This is a genomic window from Deinococcus aerius (assembly GCF_002897375.1).
Classification (GTDB): domain Bacteria; phylum Deinococcota; class Deinococci; order Deinococcales; family Deinococcaceae; genus Deinococcus; species Deinococcus aerius.
Genome location: NZ_BFAG01000020.1, coordinates 1 through 18,607 on the forward strand (window position 1 = coordinate 1; position 18,607 = coordinate 18,607).

At 69.9% G+C, this 18,607-nt stretch carries 15 protein-coding genes and 1 rRNA gene; 10 read left to right on the forward strand and 6 right to left on the reverse strand.

Annotated elements, in window-relative coordinates; all coding sequences use genetic code 11:
* The first annotated feature begins 58 nt into the window (after window positions 1-58).
* The 5 genes from rrf (at window position 59) to DAERI_RS20135 (ending at window position 4,098) form a co-directional block, all read left to right on the forward strand.
* Window positions 59-175: ribosomal RNA gene (gene rrf / locus DAERI_RS20115) — 5S ribosomal RNA — on the forward strand.
* A gap of 209 nt (window positions 176-384) precedes the next feature.
* Window positions 385-1,152, forward strand: coding sequence for a LolA-like protein (locus DAERI_RS20120; RefSeq protein ID WP_103131231.1), 768 nt, complete (start codon window positions 385-387; stop codon window positions 1,150-1,152).
* A 9-nt stretch (window positions 1,153-1,161) separates the two neighbouring features.
* The gene (locus DAERI_RS20125; protein ID WP_103131232.1) at window positions 1,162-2,442 is read left to right on the forward strand and encodes a DUF1800 domain-containing protein; all 1,281 of its coding nucleotides are present in this window, start codon (window positions 1,162-1,164) and stop codon (window positions 2,440-2,442) included.
* Between the two features lie 16 nt (window positions 2,443-2,458).
* A complete protein-coding gene (locus DAERI_RS20130) occupies window positions 2,459-3,634 on the forward strand; it encodes a DUF1501 domain-containing protein (RefSeq protein WP_103131233.1) in 1,176 nt (391 codons plus the stop codon).
* Complete coding sequence (locus DAERI_RS20135; protein WP_235610485.1) at window positions 3,622-4,098, forward strand: hypothetical protein; 477 nt, start codon at window positions 3,622-3,624, stop codon at window positions 4,096-4,098. Before DAERI_RS20130 ends, DAERI_RS20135 begins: the two co-directional genes overlap by 13 nt.
* Before the next feature lie 230 nt (window positions 4,099-4,328).
* On the opposite strand, the gene DAERI_RS20140 is transcribed toward DAERI_RS20135, so the two are convergent.
* From DAERI_RS20140 to DAERI_RS20155, 4 genes are all read right to left on the reverse strand, one after another.
* On the reverse strand, window positions 4,329-4,661 hold the full coding sequence (locus tag DAERI_RS20140; RefSeq protein WP_103131234.1) for a metal-sensitive transcriptional regulator: 333 nt from the start codon (window positions 4,659-4,661) through the stop codon (window positions 4,329-4,331).
* A complete protein-coding gene (locus tag DAERI_RS20145) occupies window positions 4,661-4,870 on the reverse strand; it encodes a CopZ family metallochaperone (RefSeq protein ID WP_103131235.1) in 210 nt (69 codons plus the stop codon). Before DAERI_RS20145 ends, DAERI_RS20140 begins: the two co-directional genes overlap by 1 nt.
* A gap of 254 nt (window positions 4,871-5,124) precedes the next feature.
* On the reverse strand, window positions 5,125-6,039 hold the full coding sequence (locus DAERI_RS20150) for a cation diffusion facilitator family transporter (protein WP_103131236.1): 915 nt from the start codon (window positions 6,037-6,039) through the stop codon (window positions 5,125-5,127).
* Between the two features lie 28 nt (window positions 6,040-6,067).
* Entirely contained in the window at window positions 6,068-6,406 is a 339-nt protein-coding gene (locus tag DAERI_RS20155; protein WP_103131237.1) for an ArsR/SmtB family transcription factor, read from the reverse strand.
* A gap of 270 nt (window positions 6,407-6,676) precedes the next feature.
* Between DAERI_RS20155 and DAERI_RS20160 the strand changes: the two genes are divergently transcribed.
* Window positions 6,677-9,184: a heavy metal translocating P-type ATPase gene (locus DAERI_RS20160; protein ID WP_103131238.1), complete on the forward strand. Its 2,508-nt coding sequence runs from the start codon at window positions 6,677-6,679 to the stop codon at window positions 9,182-9,184.
* 351 nt (window positions 9,185-9,535) lie between these two features.
* Here the strand turns inward: DAERI_RS20160 and DAERI_RS20165 are convergent, their stop codons facing one another.
* Window positions 9,536-9,763, reverse strand: coding sequence for a KGG domain-containing protein (locus DAERI_RS20165; protein WP_103131239.1), 228 nt, complete (start codon window positions 9,761-9,763; stop codon window positions 9,536-9,538).
* A gap of 374 nt (window positions 9,764-10,137) precedes the next feature.
* Here DAERI_RS20165 and DAERI_RS20170 point away from each other — a divergent pair, with 374 nt between their 5' ends.
* A complete protein-coding gene (locus DAERI_RS20170; RefSeq protein WP_103131240.1) occupies window positions 10,138-10,647 on the forward strand; it encodes a hypothetical protein in 510 nt (169 codons plus the stop codon).
* A 60-nt stretch (window positions 10,648-10,707) separates the two neighbouring features.
* Here DAERI_RS20170 and DAERI_RS20175 read toward each other — a convergent pair whose 3' ends face one another.
* Window positions 10,708-13,179 (reverse strand): ExeM/NucH family extracellular endonuclease, encoded by a 2,472-nt coding sequence (locus DAERI_RS20175; protein ID WP_235610486.1) that lies wholly within the window; start codon window positions 13,177-13,179, stop codon window positions 10,708-10,710.
* A 382-nt stretch (window positions 13,180-13,561) separates the two neighbouring features.
* On the opposite strand from DAERI_RS20175, the gene cphA reads away from it, so the two are divergent.
* From cphA to DAERI_RS20190, 3 genes are read left to right on the forward strand one after another with little or no spacing between them, the layout of a single operon-like run.
* On the forward strand, window positions 13,562-16,375 hold the full coding sequence (cphA, locus tag DAERI_RS20180) for a cyanophycin synthetase (RefSeq protein ID WP_103131242.1): 2,814 nt from the start codon (window positions 13,562-13,564) through the stop codon (window positions 16,373-16,375).
* Window positions 16,368-17,261, forward strand: coding sequence for an isoaspartyl peptidase/L-asparaginase family protein (locus DAERI_RS20185; protein WP_103131243.1), 894 nt, complete (start codon window positions 16,368-16,370; stop codon window positions 17,259-17,261). Before cphA ends, DAERI_RS20185 begins: the two co-directional genes overlap by 8 nt.
* On the forward strand, window positions 17,242-18,093 hold the full coding sequence (locus DAERI_RS20190) for a cyanophycinase (protein ID WP_103131244.1): 852 nt from the start codon (window positions 17,242-17,244) through the stop codon (window positions 18,091-18,093). The genes DAERI_RS20185 and DAERI_RS20190 overlap by 20 nt, the downstream gene beginning before the upstream one ends.
* Window positions 18,094-18,607 lie beyond the last annotated feature (514 nt).

An 18,607-nucleotide genomic window follows, 5' to 3' on the forward strand; every position in this document is an offset into this window, starting at 1 on the left:
CCCTTATTCTTTGCTCCGACATCGCAGATGTCGTGCGTTTTTCCTTTAACGCAGACACCCCCGTGCCCACAGCGCCGCGGAACCACCCCATCCCATGCCGAACTGGGTCGTGAAACACGGCTGCGCCTATGATACTCGGACCGCAGGGTCCCGGAACAGTCGGTCAGCGCGGGGGTTTTTCTTTTTCAACAATACAGAAGCCCAGGGCCCTTCCACCACGGAGGGGCTTTTTTCATGCCTCTCGCTTGCCCGCAAGGCGGCGTTTCTAGGGAAGTCCGTCGGGAGAACGGCGCGCTCCGCCTGGTCCTGGAACTTTTTGCCTCTCTTCCGGCTCACAGGAGAGATGAGGCTTGATGATCTGACCATGCGCGGGGGGCGTGCACCGTGAGGCGCCTCCTGCTGGCCGCCCTGCTGCTGGCAGGTGGGGCGAGTGCGGCTGACGCCGATGACCTAAGCGCCGCCCTGCGCCAGGCGCGCAGCGTGGCGGCGCGGGGGCAAGTGGAAGTCACGGTCCTTTTTCCGCCGCGGGGCGTGCCCACCCGCCGGGCGAACGCCCTGCCCGCCGTCCCCTTCCGCCCGGCGCTGCTGGCGCGCAACTTCACCGTCAGCCGGGCGGGAACGGAGCCGGTGGCGGGGCGCCAGTCCACCCGTTTCGAGCTGACGCCGAAGGTGGGGCAGGCCGCCCGCTGGACCCTGTGGATCGACCAGGCCTGGAACATCCCCCTGGCCTTCGAGGAGCGGATGCCGGACGGGTCGCTCGCCCGGCGCGCGGCCTTCCTGAAGGTGAACGCCCAGCCCACGCGGGTTCAGGTCCGGGTGCCCGCGATTCCCGAGGGGCTGCGCGCGGCGGTCCTGGCCGCCTTCCCCGGCCTGCGGCTGCCCCCCGGCTTCGTGCCCGAGGGGGTGCGCGTCCGGGCGAATGGCCGGTTGGACGTGTCCCTCACCGATGGGGTGAATGTGCTCGCGCTCGTCCTAGCCGCCCGCGATGTGGCCGCTGCCCCCGGTGTCGCCTCCCGCCGGGTGGGGGGGCGCTTCGTGTGGTTGGTGGGCAACCTGCCCGGCGCGGCGCTGACCCAGGTGCTGGCGAACGTGCGGGCGGTGAATCCCACGGCGCTGGGAACTTTTCTGCCCACCGCTGACTCTGGCAGATAAGGAGAACCGATGAGCCTGCAACCCCACACCCGGAAGTTGACCCCCGAGGACGCCGCGCACTTCCTGCGGCGCACTGCCTTCGGCGCGACGGACGCGCAGATTCGCGCCCTGGTGGGCCGCGACGCCCGCGAGGTGGCCCGGGAGGCGCTGAGTTTCGGCATGGACCTCGCGCCCGGCAACCCCTTCGACCCCACGCAGGGCACCCGGCCCGGGGCGGCGGCGCAGCTCGCCCGCGGCGCCTGGCTGTATGAGATGCTCTACGGCCCGCACCCGCTGCGCGAGCGACTGGCGCTGACCTGGAGCAACCACTTCGTGATCGGCACCGACAAGGTGAAGAACGCCCCCATGCTGACGGGCTACCTCGCGCTGCTGCGGCGGCACGCGGCCACGACCGATTTCGCGGCCTTCGCGCTCGACGTGGCGCGGCACCCCGCCATGCTGCGGTATCTCGACAACGACCAGAACCGGAAGGGCAAGCCCAACGAGAACTTCAGCCGCGAGCTGCTGGAACTCTTCACGACCGGCCTCGGCACGCCCGCTCAACCCAACTACACCGAGCAGGACGTGCATGAGGGCGCCCGGGCCCTGACCGGCTGGACCTACGAGGGCGGGCGCGGCAACAAGAATTTCCTGGAGGAGCCGCGCTTCGTCTCGAGGCCCAACCTCCACGACACCGGGAGCAAGACCTACCTGGGCCAGAGCGGCAACCTGAGCGGCGAGGACATCGTTCGGATCGCCGCCACACGCCCGCAGACCGCCGCCTTCGTGTCCCGCAAGCTGCACCGCGCCTTCGTGGCTGACACGCCCGACGAGGGGGCCGTGGCCGCCAGCGCCGAGACCTGGCGCCGCACGAACGGCAATGTCCGCGCGGTGCTGGAGGAACTGCTCTCCAGCGAGGTCTTCTACACCCGCCGCGCCGCCATCATCCGCTCCCCGGTCGAATTCGTCGTGGGCGCCGTGCGGACGCTGGGCCAGCCGCGGCTGGACGCCAAGCAGATGCTCAACCTCGTCCAGACCGCGAGCAAGATGGGCCAACTGCTGCTGCAACCCGACACCGTGAAGGGCTGGGATGGGGGCCGCGAGTGGATCAACGACTCGGCCCTGCTCACCCGCATGCAGCTCGCCGCCGCCCTCACCCTGGGGGCCAAGGCGCCGACGCTGGAGAAGCCCCCAACCGCGCTCGCCCTGCTGGGCACCGAGCGTTCTCCCCTCCAGGCGGCGCTGGACGGGCTGAATCCGAAGCAGCGCACCTACCTGACCCTGATCAGCCCCGAGTTCCAGCTCGCCTGAGCCCCCGAGGTAACCCATGACCCTGGACCGACGTGACTTCCTGAAATACTCCGCCCTGGCGGTCGCCGTGACGAGCGGGATGCCCGGCTTCCTCGCCCGCGCGGCGGCGCAGGCGGGCGGGACGAAGACGCTCGTGGTGATTCAACTGACCGGCGGCAACGACGGCCTGAACACCCTCATCCCCTACTCGAACGGCGCCTACTACGCCGCGCGGCCCAACATCGCCATCCCGAAGAAGGACGTGCTGACCCTGACGCCCGACCTGGGGATGCACCCCTCCCTCAAGCCGCTGATGGGCCTGTGGGATGCCGGGCACCTCGCCTGGATGGAGAATGTGGGCTACCCCAACCCCAACCGCAGCCACTTCGCCTCCATGGCGATCTGGCACACCGCCGATCCCACCCAGGCGCAGGCGGAGGGCTGGATCGGGCGCATCGCCGAGAAGATCGGCGACCCCTTCTGCGCGTCGAACATCGGCGGCACCACCCCGCAGGCCCTGCGCGCCGCCGACTTCAGCCTGCCCAGCATCGACGGGGTGGACAACTTCCAGGTCAAGCTCCCGGCAGGGCTGGACGGCGCCTTCCAGACGATGCTGAACACCTCCCGCACGGGCGAGGCGGCGTACCTCCAGCGGGCCACCCGGCAGATGCTCACGAACACGCAGAAGGTGCAGCAAAACGTCTCCAAGTACCGCCCGGGCGCCAAATACCCCGAGGGCCAGTTCGCCGCGCAGCTTCAGGACGCCGCCCGATTGATTGCCGCCGGAACCGGCCAGCGGGTGCTGTACGTCTCGCTGGGCGGCTTCGACACCCACGCCGGGCAGCGCGCTGAGCAGGACGAACTCCTGGGCCACCTCGCCTCCGGCCTCGCCGCGTTCCAGGCGGACCTGGAGGCGCAGGGCCTCGCCGACCGGGTGGTTGTGATGGGCTTTTCCGAGTTCGGGCGCCGGGTGGCCGAGAACGCCAGCGCGGGCACCGACCACGGCAAGGGCAGCGTGATGTTCGCCTTCGGCAAGGGCGTGAAGGGCGGCATCCACGGCGACAGCCCCGACCTGGAGGACCTGTCGGACGGCGACATCAAGTACCGGCAGGACTTCCGCGGCGTGTACGCGGCGGCGCTGACCCGCTGGCTGAACCTCGACGCGCGGGGCATCCTGGGCGGGGACTTCGGGGGACCTGCGTGGCTGGGGTGAAGCGGCTGGGACGGACGGAGGCGCTCGCCTGCGCCCTGGCGGGACTCGTCGTCCTGGCCGCCCCCGTCGCCCTCGCCATGCCGAAGTACCGCAACCAGGCCGTGGTGCAGTTCCACTACGACCGGGACAACCCGCTGTGGCAACTCGACCGCCGGGTGATGGCTTGCACCTACTGCCATGTCAAGGACACGGGAGGTCCGCCCTGGAACTCCTTCGGCGAGGCGCTGCGGTCCGCCTTCCGCGCCGACGCCGAGGCCGGGAAGCATTCGAAGTTTCCCCAGGTCCTCTTCTCCGTGTTGCAGGCAGGGGGCGACGCCGACGGGGACAGCTACCCGGACGTGCTGGAGGTCTTCGCCCGGACGCTGCCCGGCGACCCGAAGAGCAAACCCACGCAGCCCGCCGCCGACCTCCAGGCCTCGTTCGAGAAGGCGGGGGGGCTGGCGCAGTACGCTCCTGGGAAATAGCTGGAGCGCGGGGCTTCTTCCACCGCCCATCGTCCGAGTGCGAGAAGGGGAGACGTGGTGGTCTCCCCATCCAACATTCTTCCTGGCGGGTTGGAACTGACGGACGCGCCCCTGCAAAAGGGCACCCACCATGACGATGACGGAGTGGGCGCTGCGGTCTGCTCGGCGGCTCACCTGCTCCAAGACGAGGGCCGGAAGCGGCGCGGCTCCCGGCCCAGCGTGTTCCCCAGTCAGGTGTACTTGAGCGCTTCCATCAGCTCTTCCACGATCTCGCTCTCGTCGCCGCGCAGGGCGGCGGTGGCGACGTGCGCTTCCAGGTGCCCGCGCAGCACCACCTCCGCCGCGCCGGACAGCGCCCCCTGCACCGCGCTGAGCTGGCGCAGCACGTCGATGCAGTAGGCGTGGGGATCGTCGAGCTGGCGCTGGATGCTCTCCAGGTGCCCGCGGGCAATCGCCAGGCGCCGCGCCGCCTTCTTGCGGCTCTCCTCGGGCATGCACAGGTGGTGCTTGTGCTCGTCCTCGGCGGTGGGGGCGTGAGGCGCCTTGCGCGGGGTCCTGGTCATCAGCCGGTCACGACCTGGGCGCCATAGCCCTCCTCGACCACGGCCCTGACCAATTCCTGGGGGCTGGCGTCGCCCTCCACGACGGCTTTCCCAGTTTGCAGGTCTACCCGGGCCTCCGTCACGCCGGGAACACTCTTCAGGGCCTTGGTCACGCTGCTCTGGCAGTGACCGCAGCTCATGCCGGTGACGTTCAGTTCAGTGGTATTCATCCTCTCCTCCGTTCTCTATCCCCCCTGGGGGGATTACGACTAGTTTAGGCCTGTAAGCGCGCCTGATCAAGGTTTTGCGGACATAGAAGGAGCCGTCCTGCCCCGGTGGGTTTCTCGTCGTGCCACGGCAGCCCGCACAGTCTGATGTGAGGAGGTGATCTTCACACCGGGGGAGAACACGTGGCCACCACCGGGAGAACCTTTCGGCTGGCAGGATCAGGGGCACCCGACGCCCCCGTCCCCGTGCTGCCGCGTCACACCACCTCGTCCGGGGCGAGCGCGCATGAACCCGCCCCCGTCCCCGCCTCGATCTGGAAGGTGGCGTGTTCGATCCCGAACCGGTCGTGCAGGGCGCGGCGCAACTCGGCGTAGAAGGCCTGGTCCACGCGCGGCTGCGGCATCACGAGGTGGGCGGTCAGGGCGGTCTCACTCGTGCTCAGGCCCCACACGTGCAGGTCGTGGACCCCCGCCACGCCGGGCAGGGCGCGCAGGTAGGCGCGGATGCCCGCCGCGTCCACCCCCTCCGGCACGGCGTCCAGCGCCAGCCGGACCGAGTCCCGCAGCAGGCCCCAGGTGCCGACCGTGATCACCCCGGCGACGATCAGGCTGATGGCCGGGTCGAGCCACAGCCAACCGGTCAGCAGGATCAGGGCCCCCGCGACGACCACACCCAGGGAGACAGCCGCGTCGGCGGCCATGTGCAGGTAGGCGCCCCGCAGGTTCAGGTCGTGCCTGCTCCCTGAGGCGAACAGGTACGCGGTCACCGCGTTGACCACGATGCCGACCGCCGCCACGCCGATCACCAGGCCGCCCTCGACCGGCTCGGGGGCCTGGAGGCGGCGCGCGGCTTCCAGGAGGATCGCCCCCACGGCGACAAGCAGCAGGACGGCGTTGGTCAGCGACGCCAGGATGGAGGAGCGGCGCAGGCCATACGTGAAGCGGGGGCTGGGGCGGCGCCGCGAGAGGACGTAGGCCCCCCACGAGATCAGCAGGCCCAGCACGTCCGAGGCGTTGTGCCCGGCGTCCGCGATCAGGGCGAGGGACCGTGCCAGGACCCCGGAGGTCAGCTCCACGGCCACAAAGGCGACGTTGAGGGTGATGCCGATGGCGAAGGCCCGGCCATAGTGGGCGGGCGCGTGGGAGTGCCCGTGGGCGTGCGAGTGGGTCATGGGTTCTCCTGGGGAAAGGGGGCAGAGGTCAATGCGCGTCCCGTTCGGGCAGGCCGAGCCGTTCGTGCCGGGCGTGCAGGAAGGCGTCCCCCACGATGTGGGCCACGTGTACATCCGCGAGGTGGTAGGTGACGCGGGTGCCGCGCCGCTCCCCCCGCACGAGGGAGGCCCCGCGCAGGACGGCGAGGTGGCGCGAGACGGTGCTCTGCGGCAGCCCCAGGGCGTCCACCAGATCGCCCACCGTGCGCCCCTGGTCACGCAGCAGGAGGAGCAGCCGCAGCCGCACGGGCTCGGAGAGCGCCCGGAACAACTCGCTCACGCGCAGGAGGTCTTGTTCGTGAGGCTGGGTCACGGCCTGATCTCGCATCTCTTATCCTTATATCCGAATAAACGGATACAGATTGCGAGATGGGAACAGGGTGACCCTTAAGCCTCCTGCGTCCGTCTTGGTTCGTGCCCCCCGTCCAGCCCCTCCTGGGGTGGGTAGGGCGAGAATGCCATCGCCACTCCTTCCGGCCATCCCCATTCACCGCTTCCAACCCCTTCCAGAACGTTGCTTGCACTTCGAATCGAGAGGAGCTATGGTGGTCTTACTGGTATCCCCCCCGGGGGGATTATCCGAAAGGAGCAGCAGGACATGACGAAGACCATCGAACTCGGGGTGGGGGGCATGACCTGCGCCAGTTGCGTGGGCCGCGTCGAGCGGGGCCTGAAGAAGGTCGAGGGGGTCGAGAGTGCTGTTGTGAACCTCGCCACCGAGCGGGCGACGGTGGCCTACGACCCGGAAAAGACCACCCCCCAGGCGCTGCTGGACAAGGTGAGGGATGTCGGGTACGAGCCCGTCGTGAGCGAACTGGAGCTGGGCGTGCAGGGGATGACCTGCGCGAGCTGCGTGGGCCGGGTGGAGCGCGCCCTGAGGCGGGTGGACGGGGTGCTGGACGCCTCGGTGAACCTCGCCACCGAGCGGGCCAGCGTGAGGTACCTGCCGTCGAGCGTCAGCCCGGGGCAGCTCAAGGCGGCGGTGGTGGACGCTGGGTACGCCGTGCTGGAAAGCCAGGCGGGCGTGGACCGCAGCGACCAGGAACGCGAGGCCCGCGATCGGGAGGTGCGGGGTCTGCGCCGGGCCATTGCCTTCAGTGCCCTCTTCGCGGTGCCCCTCCTGATCCTGGCGATGCTCCCGATGCTCTCCATGTCCTTTGGCGAGTGGCTGCACGAGCGGGTCAGCATGTCCACCCTGAGCTGGATCATGCTGCTGCTGGCCGCCCCCGTGCAGTTCGGCCCGGGGCTGCGCTTCTACCGCCTGGGCTGGAAGAGCCTGCGCCACCGCTCGCCCGACATGAACGCCCTGGTGATGATCGGCACCTCCGCGGCTTTCCTCTACTCGCTCGTCGCCACCCTGGCCCCGCAGGTCTTCCCCGAGGGCACCGCCCACGTCTACTACGAGGCCTCGGCGGTCGTGGTCACCCTGATCCTGCTGGGCAAGTATTTCGAGGCCGTCGCCAAGGGAAGAAGCAGCGAGGCGATGAAGAAGCTGCTGGGCCTCCAGGCCAAAACGGCACGTGTCGTCCGTGGCGGTCAGGAACTCGAACTCCCGGTCGACGAGGTCCTGGTCGGCGACCTGATCTCGGTGCGCCCCGGCGAGAAGGTGCCGGTGGACGGCGAGGTCGTCTCCGGCAACTCCTTTGTCGACGAGAGCATGATCACCGGCGAACCGGTCCCGGTCGCCAAGCAGGCAGGTGCCCCCGTGGTCGGCGGGACGATCAACCAGAATGGCGCCTTCCAGTTCAAGGCGACCCGGATTGGCGCCGATACGGCCCTTGCGCAGATCATCCGGCTGGTCGAGACGGCCCAGGGCTCCAAACCTCCCATTCAGGGTCTGGCGGACAGGGTCGTCTCGGTCTTCGTCCCCATCGTCCTCGGGATCGCCGCCCTGACCTTCCTGGTCTGGCTGCTGGTGGGTGGGCAGCAGGCGCTGAGCTTCGCGCTGGTGAACACGGTCGCCGTGCTCATCATCGCCTGCCCCTGCGCGATGGGCCTCGCCACCCCGACGAGCATCATGGTCGGCACCGGCAAGGCCGCCGAACTCGGCGTGCTCTTCCGCAACGGCTCGGCGCTCGAAGGCTTGCAGGGCGTGAACGTGATCGCCGTAGACAAAACCGGCACCCTGACCAAGGGCAAACCCGAACTCACCGACCTCGTGACCGCCCCCGGCTTCGACCGTGCGGAGGTGTTGGGGCTGGTCGCGGCGGCGGAGGAACAGAGCGAACACCCCATCGCCCGCGCCATCGTGGACGCGGCGAAGAGGGAAGGCGTGGCTCTCCCTCCCCTGGAGAGCTTCGAGGCCGTGCCCGGATACGGGCTGGAGGCGCGGGTGCGGGGCCATCTGGTGCAGGTCGGCGCCGACCGCCTCATGGAACGGCTCGGCCTGAGCGTCGCCTCCTTCGCCGCCCAGGCCGAGCGGCTGGGGGACGAGGGCAAGAGCCCGCTGTACGCGGCCATCGACGGCCAGCTTGCCGCCGCGATTGCAGTGGCCGACCCCATCCAGGCGGGCAGCCCGGAGGCGGTGAGGGCGCTCCATCGCCAGGGCCTCCGGGTCGCCATGATCACCGGGGACAACGCCCGCACCGCGAACGCCATCGCCCGACAGCTCGGCATCGACGAGGTGCTGGCCGAGGTGCTGCCCAGCGGCAAGAGTGACGCGGTGAAGGCGTTGCAGGCGAAGGGCAACAAGGTGGCCTTTGTCGGGGACGGCATCAACGACGCCCCGGCCCTCGCCCAGGCGGATGTGGGCCTCGCCATCGGCACCGGAACGGACGTGGCCGTCGAGACCGCCGACGTGATCCTGATGAGCGGGGACCTGCGTGGGGTGCCGAATGCCCTGGCCCTCAGCCGCGCGACCCTGCGGAACATCCGGCTCAACCTGTTCTGGGCCTTCGCGTACAACGTCGTGCTGATCCCGGTCGCGGCGGGCGCGTTGTATCCGGCTTTCGGGTGGCTGCTCAGCCCGGTGCTGGCGGCGGCGGCGATGGGCTTTTCCAGCGTCTTCGTGCTGAGCAACGCGCTGCGGCTGCGCTCCTTCCGCCCGCCCGTCCGCCCCGCCCCCGTTCCCGCCCGCACGGGTGCCGCCACCCCGGCGCGGGCCTGACCTCCCGGTTTGCCCTCCCGGTCGGGGGGCCGTGGCCCAGTCGAAGGCGGCCTTGAGGGAGTGGCTGCCGTCGGTGTACGTCGTGGACGGGATGGCGTTGAGCCGGTAGGTCCCGAGAACCCGGAGGCCCCCGCTCTCCGTCTGCTATCCCGGGGGCACGTGTATGTCCTGCGCATCTGGCAGAACCCGGCCTGCTGCCGGTTGGGCCGTCCTGGCGCGCGGTCCTGCCCGGGGGCGGGGAAGCCGCCCTGAGCGCGTTTGACTGCGGGTCTTCCCGGAACTGCAAAAGGCTGGGGAGATTCACGTCCCCAGCCTCTCTGGCCTGCCGCGCTCAGCGGTATGAACTGGGCCCTACCGCGTGACCTGCGGCTTGCGGGCGCGCTGCCCCCCGGAGTGGGAGGCCTGTCCCCCCTTGCGCCCGGCCTCCCGGGCCTCCTCGGAGGTGAACTGGTGGGCGTGGCCGCTCGCGTGCGCCGCCTTGCCCCCCTTGCTGGCGATCTCGCGCTGCCGGGCCGGGTCCATCCTGGCAAAGCCCCGCGCGCTGCCCCCCGAGCGAACGTCCGTCTTGTTTCCGGTCATACCTTCCTCTCTTTCCTGCCTGGTCCTGACTTCGGGCACGCCCCATGGCGGGTGTCTTCCGACAAGGCTGATTGTCCGGTGCCCGCAAAGCTCATCCGCGAAAGGCCCGTGAAGACCACCCCACACGATCTGTGCTGCTGCCGAGAAGGAGATAAAAGGGTCTTGGGCGACTTCACATCTTGGGGTGCCGGTGCGGACCAGTGCCCCCGCTCACCCGCGGGGAGGGAAGGGAGAAAGTCGGCCGCGCGGGCGAGGCCCACCTCCTGGCTCCTCGTCAGCCCCTGGATCGGGGCCGCCCGGCCTTCACGGCAGGCCCGCCTTGGGCTACCCTCGGGGACAGCGCGAGAACTGAGGCCATCCGCTGGAGGTGCAAGATGAGCAGCCCGACCGACCTTCCTTCCGACTCTCCCCAGGGCGCTGGCCTCCTGGGCGCCGCCCTGGCCTGGCAGCGGGGCGAGACGACCCGCGACGCCCTGCTGGGGCCACTCACCCGGCTGGGCCACGATGAGGGCGGGGCCGTCCACGACCTGATCGGGGACCTGATCGCGTGGGCACCGCCTTCCCCGGACACCGGTGACCGGGACGCGGACCGCTGGCGGGCGGAACTCATGGCGTGCCGGGCCAGGACGTGGGCCTCCCCGGCCAGCGCCGGACTCCTCGTCGGCCCCACCGTCCTGATCCTCACGGATGGGGGCCGGGGCGTGGTGCTGGACCCCTCGGGCACCCGTCCCCTCCCGGGCAGCATCAGCGCCTCCCTGCTGCTGCTGTGCCAGACCATCGTGATGGCCGACAACGCCGTCGATGCCCAGGAACTCGGCAAGCTCCGGCAGCAGCGCATCGAATCGAGTTCGACCTCCCTGTCGGAAATCAAGCCGGTTCACTGACGGCAAGAGAAGGGGCAGGTGACCTTCAGTCGGGTCACCTGCCTCCTGAATGTCTGGAAGTTACTTCGGGCAAACGTTCAGCGCCGCCCCCGAGTTCCGCGGGGCGACCGCACCCGCCGCAAAATCAGTGTTCGCGTCCGTGTCGGTGCAGCCCCCGTTCGCGCGGCTGGCGCTCGTGGTGCTCGTCAGGCCCGAGTAGGCCACGTAGTCGCGCACGTTCGCGTCCGCCTTGCTCGTGACCGCCGCCGTCCCCTCGGCGAGGAGGACCTGACCGGCTGCGCCCGCCATGGCGATGGTTCCGGCCGCGTCCGGGGTGGGCAGGGCCGCCGTGCCACCCGTGCCCGCCGCCTCCTGCACGAGGTAATACTGCCCGGGGGCGAGGTTGAAGTCGGTCAGGGGCGTGACCTGCCAGGCAGAGCCCGACGCGCTCGCGTACTGCACCGAGTAGCCCGCGAGGTTCACGGGCGCGTCCCCCGCGTTGAAAACCTCGATGAAGTCGTTCTTGTAGACCGACCCCGAGTTGCCGCCGCCGCCGAACACCTGGCTGACGACGAGCTTGCCCGCCCCCGTGGGCACCGGGTTCACGGTGATCTTCAGGGTCGCGGTTACCGTCTGGGTGCCCGCCGTGGCCGTCACGGTGACGGTGTACGCTCCGGCGGCGGCGAAGGTATGGGTGGCGCTCGTGGCCGTCGGCGTCAGCGTCTCCTCGGCGCTCCCGTCGCCCCAGTTCACCTTCAGGCTGTCCGGCGTGGGGTTCGTGCTGATCCCGAGGGTGTACGCCTGCCCCGCCGTGGCGCTCGTCGCGCCCCCCGCGCTCACGCTCAGGGCTGGCCGCACCTCGTCGCGGGTGAGGTTCAGGCCGATCAGCACGGGGTCGTGGTCGCTCGCCCGGAAGGCGTTGGGCTGGTAGAGGTCGGGGGAGGTGCAGGAGCTGCCCGCCGGGTTCCCGCTGGTGCAGTTGGGGTTGTTCTTGAACTCCACGTTGTAGTCGATCAGGGTGGGCTCGTCGGCGTTGATGTGCCACTCGGTAATGCCCGTGACCTGCGTGTCGAGGTTGGTAGAGGCGAGCGCGTGATCGAGGTAGCCGAACAGCCCGCCGAACTGGTACGAGTAGCGGTCCTCGGCGGGAATGCGCTTGTTCTCGCTCACGAAGCCGCCCGCCACGATGGCCTTGATGGGGTCCTCGTCGCCGTAGGCGTTGAAGTCGCCCATCAGCAGCACGTCCGCGTCGCCGCTGCGGGTCTTCAGGCGGTCCACGAAGCCCAGCAGCTTCTGCGCCTGCTGGACCCGGAGCTGATTCCAGCAGCCCTGGCCGGTGTCCACATCGCCGCTCGTGGGGCAGCTCCCCTTGCTCTTGAGGTGGTTGGCGACGACTGTGAGCACGCCGCCCGTGCCCTTGTCCTGGAAGGTCTGCGCGAGGGGCGGGCGGCTGTAGACGCCGTCCGCGTTGTCGTCCACCAGCGGACTTCCAACGGGCGTCACGCGGGCGGGCTTGTAGATCATGGCGACCTTGATCGCGTCCGTGCCGATCACGCCGGTCTGAATCGCCGCGTAGGTATTCGCGCCGTACGCCTCGTTCAGCCCGCCCACGAGGTCTTGCAGCGCCGTGTCCCCGTTGTTCTGCACCTCCATCAGCGTGACGATGTCGGCGTCGAGCCCCTTGAGCGCCGCGACGACCTTGGCCTTCTGGCGCCCGAACTCGTAGGCGTTGTTCGCGCCGCGGTCATTGGGGCCGAAGGTGACGAAGTAGTTCAGCACGTTCGCGCCCGCCACCTTCAGGGTGCCGCCCACATCCTTCGGGCGCTCCGGGCGCGGGTTCTCGTTCACGAAGGTCGGCGCCACGGTTGGCTCGACTTTGAAGGCGTCGTTGCCGTAACGCAGCACGCCGGTCAGGCCCGTCACGCTGTCGCCCGTCCGGCGTGTTTTATTCGTGTCGAGGTAGGGAAGGGTCGCCGGGTTCTGCTTGCTGCTCGCGTCGTCGAGGATGATCCGCCGGGCGTCGTTTTGCTCGGCCGTCGTGCTCACGTTGCCGTTCGTGGGGGTGAAGAGCCGCCCGCCCGCCGCCAGGCCCAGCTCGCCGTAACGCCCGAAGCTGAAGTTGTCGGTGACCGTCAGCTTCTCGGGGAAGGTGACGAGCATGCCCTCGTAGCGCTCCAGGTCGTTGAAGGGGGCCTTCACCTCCACCGGCTTGAGGGCGAGGCCGCCCCCGCACTTCGTGAAGTCGCTCAGCGTGTCGAGCTGCGTGGCGGTGTCGTCCTTCTTGTCGCTGCTCGCCTTGTACTCCCGCACCACGCCCGTGAACTGCACGAAGTCGCCGGGCGCGACATTCTGCGGCGCGCTGCCGGTGAACACGAACAGGCCGTCGCTGGTGGCGGGGTCATTGTCGCCCTTGGCGTCCTGGAGGTAGAAGCCGCCCAGGCCGGTCTGGTAATCGGCGGTCACCACGCCGCGCACGGTCACGCCCTGGCCCACCAGGGGGCTGGCCGCGCCGCTTCCCTGAATGGTGGGGATGCCCGTGACGGGGCCGGTCACGGCGGGGCAGGAGGGCGGGGTGGGGTCCGGGGGGTGGTGCCCGCGTCGCACGCGGCGAGCAGCAGCGAGCAGGACAGGGCCAGGATGGACAGACGCATGGTTCTCCTTGGGATGAGGCGAGGGGCGAAAACAGGTTGTGGGAACCCGGGCCAGGATAAGAGGAGAACAAACGTTTGTCATCTGCTCTTCAGTCACCTGTCACCCTTCTGACGGAATCCGCCGCCTCCCGGCGCCACGCTGAGCGTGTCTTTAGCCGAATTGAGGGAGGCATGAGAAATCTCCCAAAGCCTCGGGCTCAAAGCGGTAAACGGCGTGCTGGAACAGCCTCTAGCGTGAGGACGTTCAATTCATGGCCTGAACCCCCAAGCAAGGAGCCTCCACCGTGAGCAGCAACCCATCCGTTTCCGGCGAGTCGAGAGGCTCGCCGCGCCCCTCTGCACCCCAGCGAGTCCTGGACAAGCAGGTGTACCGCGGCCCCAACATCTACGGCTACGAGCCGATGATCCGCTTTCAGCTCGACCTGGGTGCGCTGGAGGAGTACCCGTCGAACACACTCCCCGGCTTCACCGACCGATTGCTGGAGCTGCTCCCGTCGCTGCAGACGCACGGCTGCTGCTACCGCGAGCCGGGGGGCTTCATCCGCCGCCTGCGGGGCGGCACCTGGCTCGGCCACGTGACCGAACACGTCGCCCTCGAACTCCAGACCCTGGCGGGCGGGCGCGTCACCTACGGCAAGACGCGGTCGGTGAAGGGCCAGCCCGGCGTCTACAACGTCCTGTACGCCTACCGCGACGAGCGCGTGGGCCTCATCGCGGGGGCCGTCGCCCTGCGCCTGGTGCAGAGCCTGCTGCCCCCGGAGTTGCAGGGGCTGGAGGGCGTGGACCTGCTGCTGCCCGCCGGACTGAGCGGCATCGACCCGGACTCGCCCTTCGACTTCGCCGCCGAACTCGCCGAGCTGCGGAGGCTGACGAGGCGCTTTACCCTGGGGCCGACCACCCAGTCGCTCGTGAGCGAGGCCGAGCGGCGGGGCATTCCCTTTCTCCGGCTGGACGACCACAGCCTGGTGCAGCTCGGCTACGGCAAGTACCAGCGCCAGATCCGCGCCAGCATCACCAGCCTGACGCCCCACATCGCCACGATGACCGCGAGCGACAAGGACCTCACCAAGCAGCTCCTCGACCGCGCCGGGCTGCCGGTGCCGCAGGGCGTGGTCGTGAAGACGGCGGATGAGGCGGCGCGCGCTGCCCGCCGCCTGAAAGGCCCCGTCGTGACCAAGCCGCTCGACGGCAACCACGGGCGCGGCGTCTCGCTGAACCTGACCACCGAGGAGGAGGTCCGAAAGGGCTTCGAGGAGGCCCGGCAGCACAGCCGCGACGTGGTCGTCGAGCAGTATTTCCCCGGCAACGACCACCGGGTCCTCGTCGTGAATGGCGAGGTGATCGCGGTCGCCGAGCGCGTGCCCGCCCACGTGGTGGGGGATGGTCAGCGCACGATTCAGGAACTCGTCGAGGAAGTGAACCGCGACCCCCGCCGCGGTGACGGGCACGAGAACGTGATGACGCGGATCAAGATTGACGGGCACGTTCTGGACCTCCTCGCCCGGTCGGGACGAACGATGGAAAGTGTGCCGGGAGCGGGTGAAGTCGTCCCCCTGCGCGACACCGCCAACCTGTCCACCGGGGGCACCGCCGTGGACCGCACCGACGTGACCCACCCCGAGAACAAGACCATCGCCCGGCGCGCGGCGCAGGTCATTGGGCTGGATGTGGCCGGGATCGACATGATCTCGCCCGACATCACCCGGTCCATCCACGAGACGGGCGGCGGCATCGTGGAGGTGAACGCCGCGCCCGGCTTCCGCATGCACCTGCAACCCTCCGAGGGCCAGCCGCGCAACGTCGCCGCGCCCGTGCTGAACATGCTGTTTCCCAAGGGGACGCCCTGCCGCATGCCGATCATCTCCATCACGGGCACGAACGGCAAGAGCACGACCTCGCGCATGACGGCGCACATCCTGCGCCAGGCCGGGAAGCTGGTGGGCCTGACGACCTCCAACGGCATCTATATCGACGGCGAGCAGATTCTCAGCGGCGACACGACCGGCCCGAAGAGCGCCAAGGTCGTCCTGAGCGACCCCAACGTGGAGGTCGCGGTGCTCGAAACCGCGCGCGGCGGCATCCTGCGCGAGGGGCTGGGCTTCGACCGCTGCGACGTGGGCGCGGTGCTGAACATCCAGCCCGACCACCTGGGCCTGAAGGGCATCGAGACGGTGGAGGACCTCGCCTGGGTCAAGTCCCTCGTGGTGGAGGTCGTGACCGACTCGGGCACGAGCGTGCTGAACGCCGACGACCCGCTCACCCTGCGGATGCGGAAAAAGGCGCGCGGACGGCTCGCCCTCTTCTCCATGCAGGGCGGCCCTGACGCCTCGGAGGTCCTGCGGACGCACATCGCCCAGGGGGGCCTGGCCGTGCTGCGCGAGGCCACCGTCCTGGGCGACGAGATCGTGCTGTACCAGGACAGCCAGCGCACGCCCGTCCTGCGCGCCCGCGACATCCCCGCGACCCTGGGCGGCTACGCGCAGGTGAATGTTCAGAACGCGCTCGCGGCGGTCGCCATCGCCGCCTCGCAGGGGGTCGAGCTGCCCGTCATCCGCACCGCCCTGAGCACCTTCTCCACCTCCTACGAGCAGAGCCCGGGCCGCCTGAACCTCTACGACGGCCACCCCTTCCGGGTAATGCTCGACTACGCGCACAACCCGCCGGGGCTGGCGCACCTGAGTGACCTCGTGCGGCACATCCGCCCCCCCCGGGGCCGCGTGATCGGCGTGATGGGCGTGGCGGGCGACCGCCGCGACGAGGACATCCGCCAGATGGGCGAGATCGCCGCCGGAATGTTCGACGAACTCGTCGTGCGCGAGGACGAGTTGCGCCGGGGCCGGGCCAGCGGGGAAGGGGCGCGCATCCTGACCGAGGGCGCCGTCGCGGGGGGCCTTGACCCGGGGCGCATCACCACCATCCTGTCGGAGCGGGCGGCGGTGGACCACGGGCTGCGGATGGCCCGGCCCGGCGACCTCCTGATCTACCTCGCCACCGAGGTCGAGGAGACCTGGCGGCGTATCCGCGACTTCGACTCCTCGCACCTCCCGCCCGGAGGCACCCCCGAGGACCCCGCCCACCAGGGGGCCTACCATGACTGAGCCCCGCTGGGCGATCATCGTCCACGGCGGCGCGCATCCCGTTCCCCCCGAAAAGATCTCCGCGAGCCGCGCGGGGTGCCTCGCCGCGCTGAACGCCGGGCGCCGGGTGCTGGAGGGCGGCGGCAGCGCGGTGGAGGCGGTCGAGGCCGCCCTCCGCGTGTTGGAGGACGACCCCACCTTCAACGCGGGATACGGCGCGGCGCTGAATGCCGACGGGGGGGTCGAGATGGACGCCGCCCTGATGGACGGGGCGACGCTTGACGTGGGTGCAGTCGCGGGGCTCTCCGGGGTCCGCCACCCCGTCAGCGTGGCCCGGCGCCTGCTGCGCGAGAAGGAAATCCTGCTGATCGGCGAGGGCGCCCACCGCTTCGCCGCCGCGCACGGAGCCGAGCTGTGCGACCCGGCGGACCTGATCTCGCCCGAGCAGCGCGGGGCCGTCGAAAGTCACGACACGGTGGGCTGCGTGGCCCTGGACGCGCAGGGGCACCTCGCTGCCGGAACGTCCACCGGGGGCCTGAGCGGGCAGCCTGCCGGACGGGTGGGCGACTCCCCGCAGCCTGGCTGCGGCTTCTACGCCGAGGACGGGGTGGGGGCGATTGCCCTCACCGGCCAGGGCGAGAGCCTCGCGCGGATGATGACCGCCGCCCGCTTCATCCACCGCCTGCCGGGAAGCACCCCGGACGACGCGCTGCGCGAGGTGCTGGAGGCCATGCGCCTGCGGGTCGGCGGGGACGGCGGCGGCATCGCCCTCGCGCCGGACGGCACCGTCGGCTGGTGGCACAACAGCCCGGACATGCCCGTCGCCTACCAGTACTCCGGCCAGCGGGAGCCGCGCGTCTACCTGAGAAAAGCCGAGGAGGAACCGAATGCCCAAGCACACCCCTGACAACCCCGGCGCCCAGCCGGGCGGCACCCTGATCATCATCGGCGGGCACGAGGCCAAGGAGGGGCGGCGCGAGATCCTGCGCGAGGTCGCCCGCCGGGTGAGGGGGGGACGACTCGTGATCGCCACCGTCGCCTCCCACGAGCCCGAGGGCTATTTCGAGGGCTACCAGGGGGGCTTCGAGGGCCTGGGCGTGGGCGACCTCGTCGAGCTGTACGTCGAGGACCGCACCGAGGCGCTGGGCGAGGACAAACTGGGGCTGCTGGACGGGGCGACCGGCGTGTTCTTCACCGGGGGCGACCAGCTCCGCATCACCAGCCAGATCGGGGACACGCCGCTGGAGGCCCGCATCCGCCAGGTGTACGAGGCGGGCGGCGTGATCGCGGGCACCTCGGCGGGCGCCTCGGCGATGTGCGAGACCATGCTGGTGAAGGGCCACAGCAAGGAGTCCTACCGCATCGGCGACCTGGCGATGGCGCCCGGGCTGGGCCTGATCCGCGGCGTGATCATCGACCAGCACTTCGCCGAGCGCGGGCGGATGGGCCGCCTGCTGGGCGCGGTGGCGCAAAATCCCCGCGTGCTGGGCATCGGCATCGACGAGGACACGGCCATCGTGGTGGAGGGCGGCCACTTCCGCGTGATCGGCAGCGGCGCCGTGTACGTGGCCGACGGGGCGGGCATCACCCACTCCAACATCGCCGAGGCGCGCCGGGACGAGCCCCTCTCGCTCTACGACGTGCGCCTGCACGTCCTCTCGGCGGGAGACGCCTTTGACCTGGGGAAACGCAAGCCTGTCCCCGCCGAGGCGTTGCGGGAAGGCGTGCCGGGCGACTGACGGCTCCGTTAGGGTCCGGGGAGGCAGGCGCCTCTGATACGGTTTCCGTCCCATCCGTTCTCGAAGCCGGAAAGCGCCGCTTCGATCACTCCTGTCCCGGCACCCCTCAACGTTCCTGCTCGCTCCGCTCGGGTTGAACCGGTTTTGGACCTGTTCAACCCGAATTCGTATGAGTACGCCTCCCCCGTCTGTTCGTGGGCCTGGGGCGCGGCCCCGCGACCTTGTCATCCTGAGGGAAAGCGTCGGACTCCGCAGCCCTGGGAGACTTTGTTAACGCCCAGCAGGGCGACTCTTTTGCGCCCCGCCCTCACCGGCAGGAGAAGAGCGGGGGAGGGACTGGCCCACCCGCTCCCCATTACCCCTGAAAATGAAGGGTTCTTCATCCCATTCTTGGGGGCGCGCAGGTGACGTTAAGGTGGCCTTTATCCCATCCCGTCCGGGCCTTCCCCTCCTCCCGCTACCCTTGGGCTATCAAGTTCAACCCAGTCGCCTGGTCCTCCTGCGCCCCCGAGGT

Excerpts from the sequence above, each read along its gene's own strand:
- DAERI_RS20125 (WP_103131232.1), top strand. The coding sequence starts at position 1,162 with ATGAGCCTGCAACCCCACACCCGGAAGTTGACCCCCGAGGACGCCGCG.
- DAERI_RS20130 (WP_103131233.1), top strand. The coding sequence starts at position 2,459 with ATGACCCTGGACCGACGTGACTTCCTGAAATACTCCGCCCTGGCGGTC.
- DAERI_RS20140 (WP_103131234.1), bottom strand. The coding sequence starts at position 4,661 with ATGACCAGGACCCCGCGCAAGGCGCCTCACGCCCCCACCGCCGAGGAC.
- DAERI_RS20145 (WP_103131235.1), bottom strand. The coding sequence starts at position 4,870 with ATGAATACCACTGAACTGAACGTCACCGGCATGAGCTGCGGTCACTGC.
- DAERI_RS20150 (WP_103131236.1), bottom strand. The coding sequence starts at position 6,039 with ATGACCCACTCGCACGCCCACGGGCACTCCCACGCGCCCGCCCACTAT.
- DAERI_RS20155 (WP_103131237.1), bottom strand. The coding sequence starts at position 6,406 with ATGCGAGATCAGGCCGTGACCCAGCCTCACGAACAAGACCTCCTGCGC.
- DAERI_RS20160 (WP_103131238.1), top strand. The coding sequence starts at position 6,677 with ATGACGAAGACCATCGAACTCGGGGTGGGGGGCATGACCTGCGCCAGT.
- DAERI_RS20165 (WP_103131239.1), bottom strand. The coding sequence starts at position 9,763 with ATGACCGGAAACAAGACGGACGTTCGCTCGGGGGGCAGCGCGCGGGGC.
- DAERI_RS20170 (WP_103131240.1), top strand. The coding sequence starts at position 10,138 with ATGAGCAGCCCGACCGACCTTCCTTCCGACTCTCCCCAGGGCGCTGGC.
- DAERI_RS20185 (WP_103131243.1), top strand. The coding sequence starts at position 16,368 with ATGACTGAGCCCCGCTGGGCGATCATCGTCCACGGCGGCGCGCATCCC.
- DAERI_RS20190 (WP_103131244.1), top strand. The coding sequence starts at position 17,242 with ATGCCCAAGCACACCCCTGACAACCCCGGCGCCCAGCCGGGCGGCACC.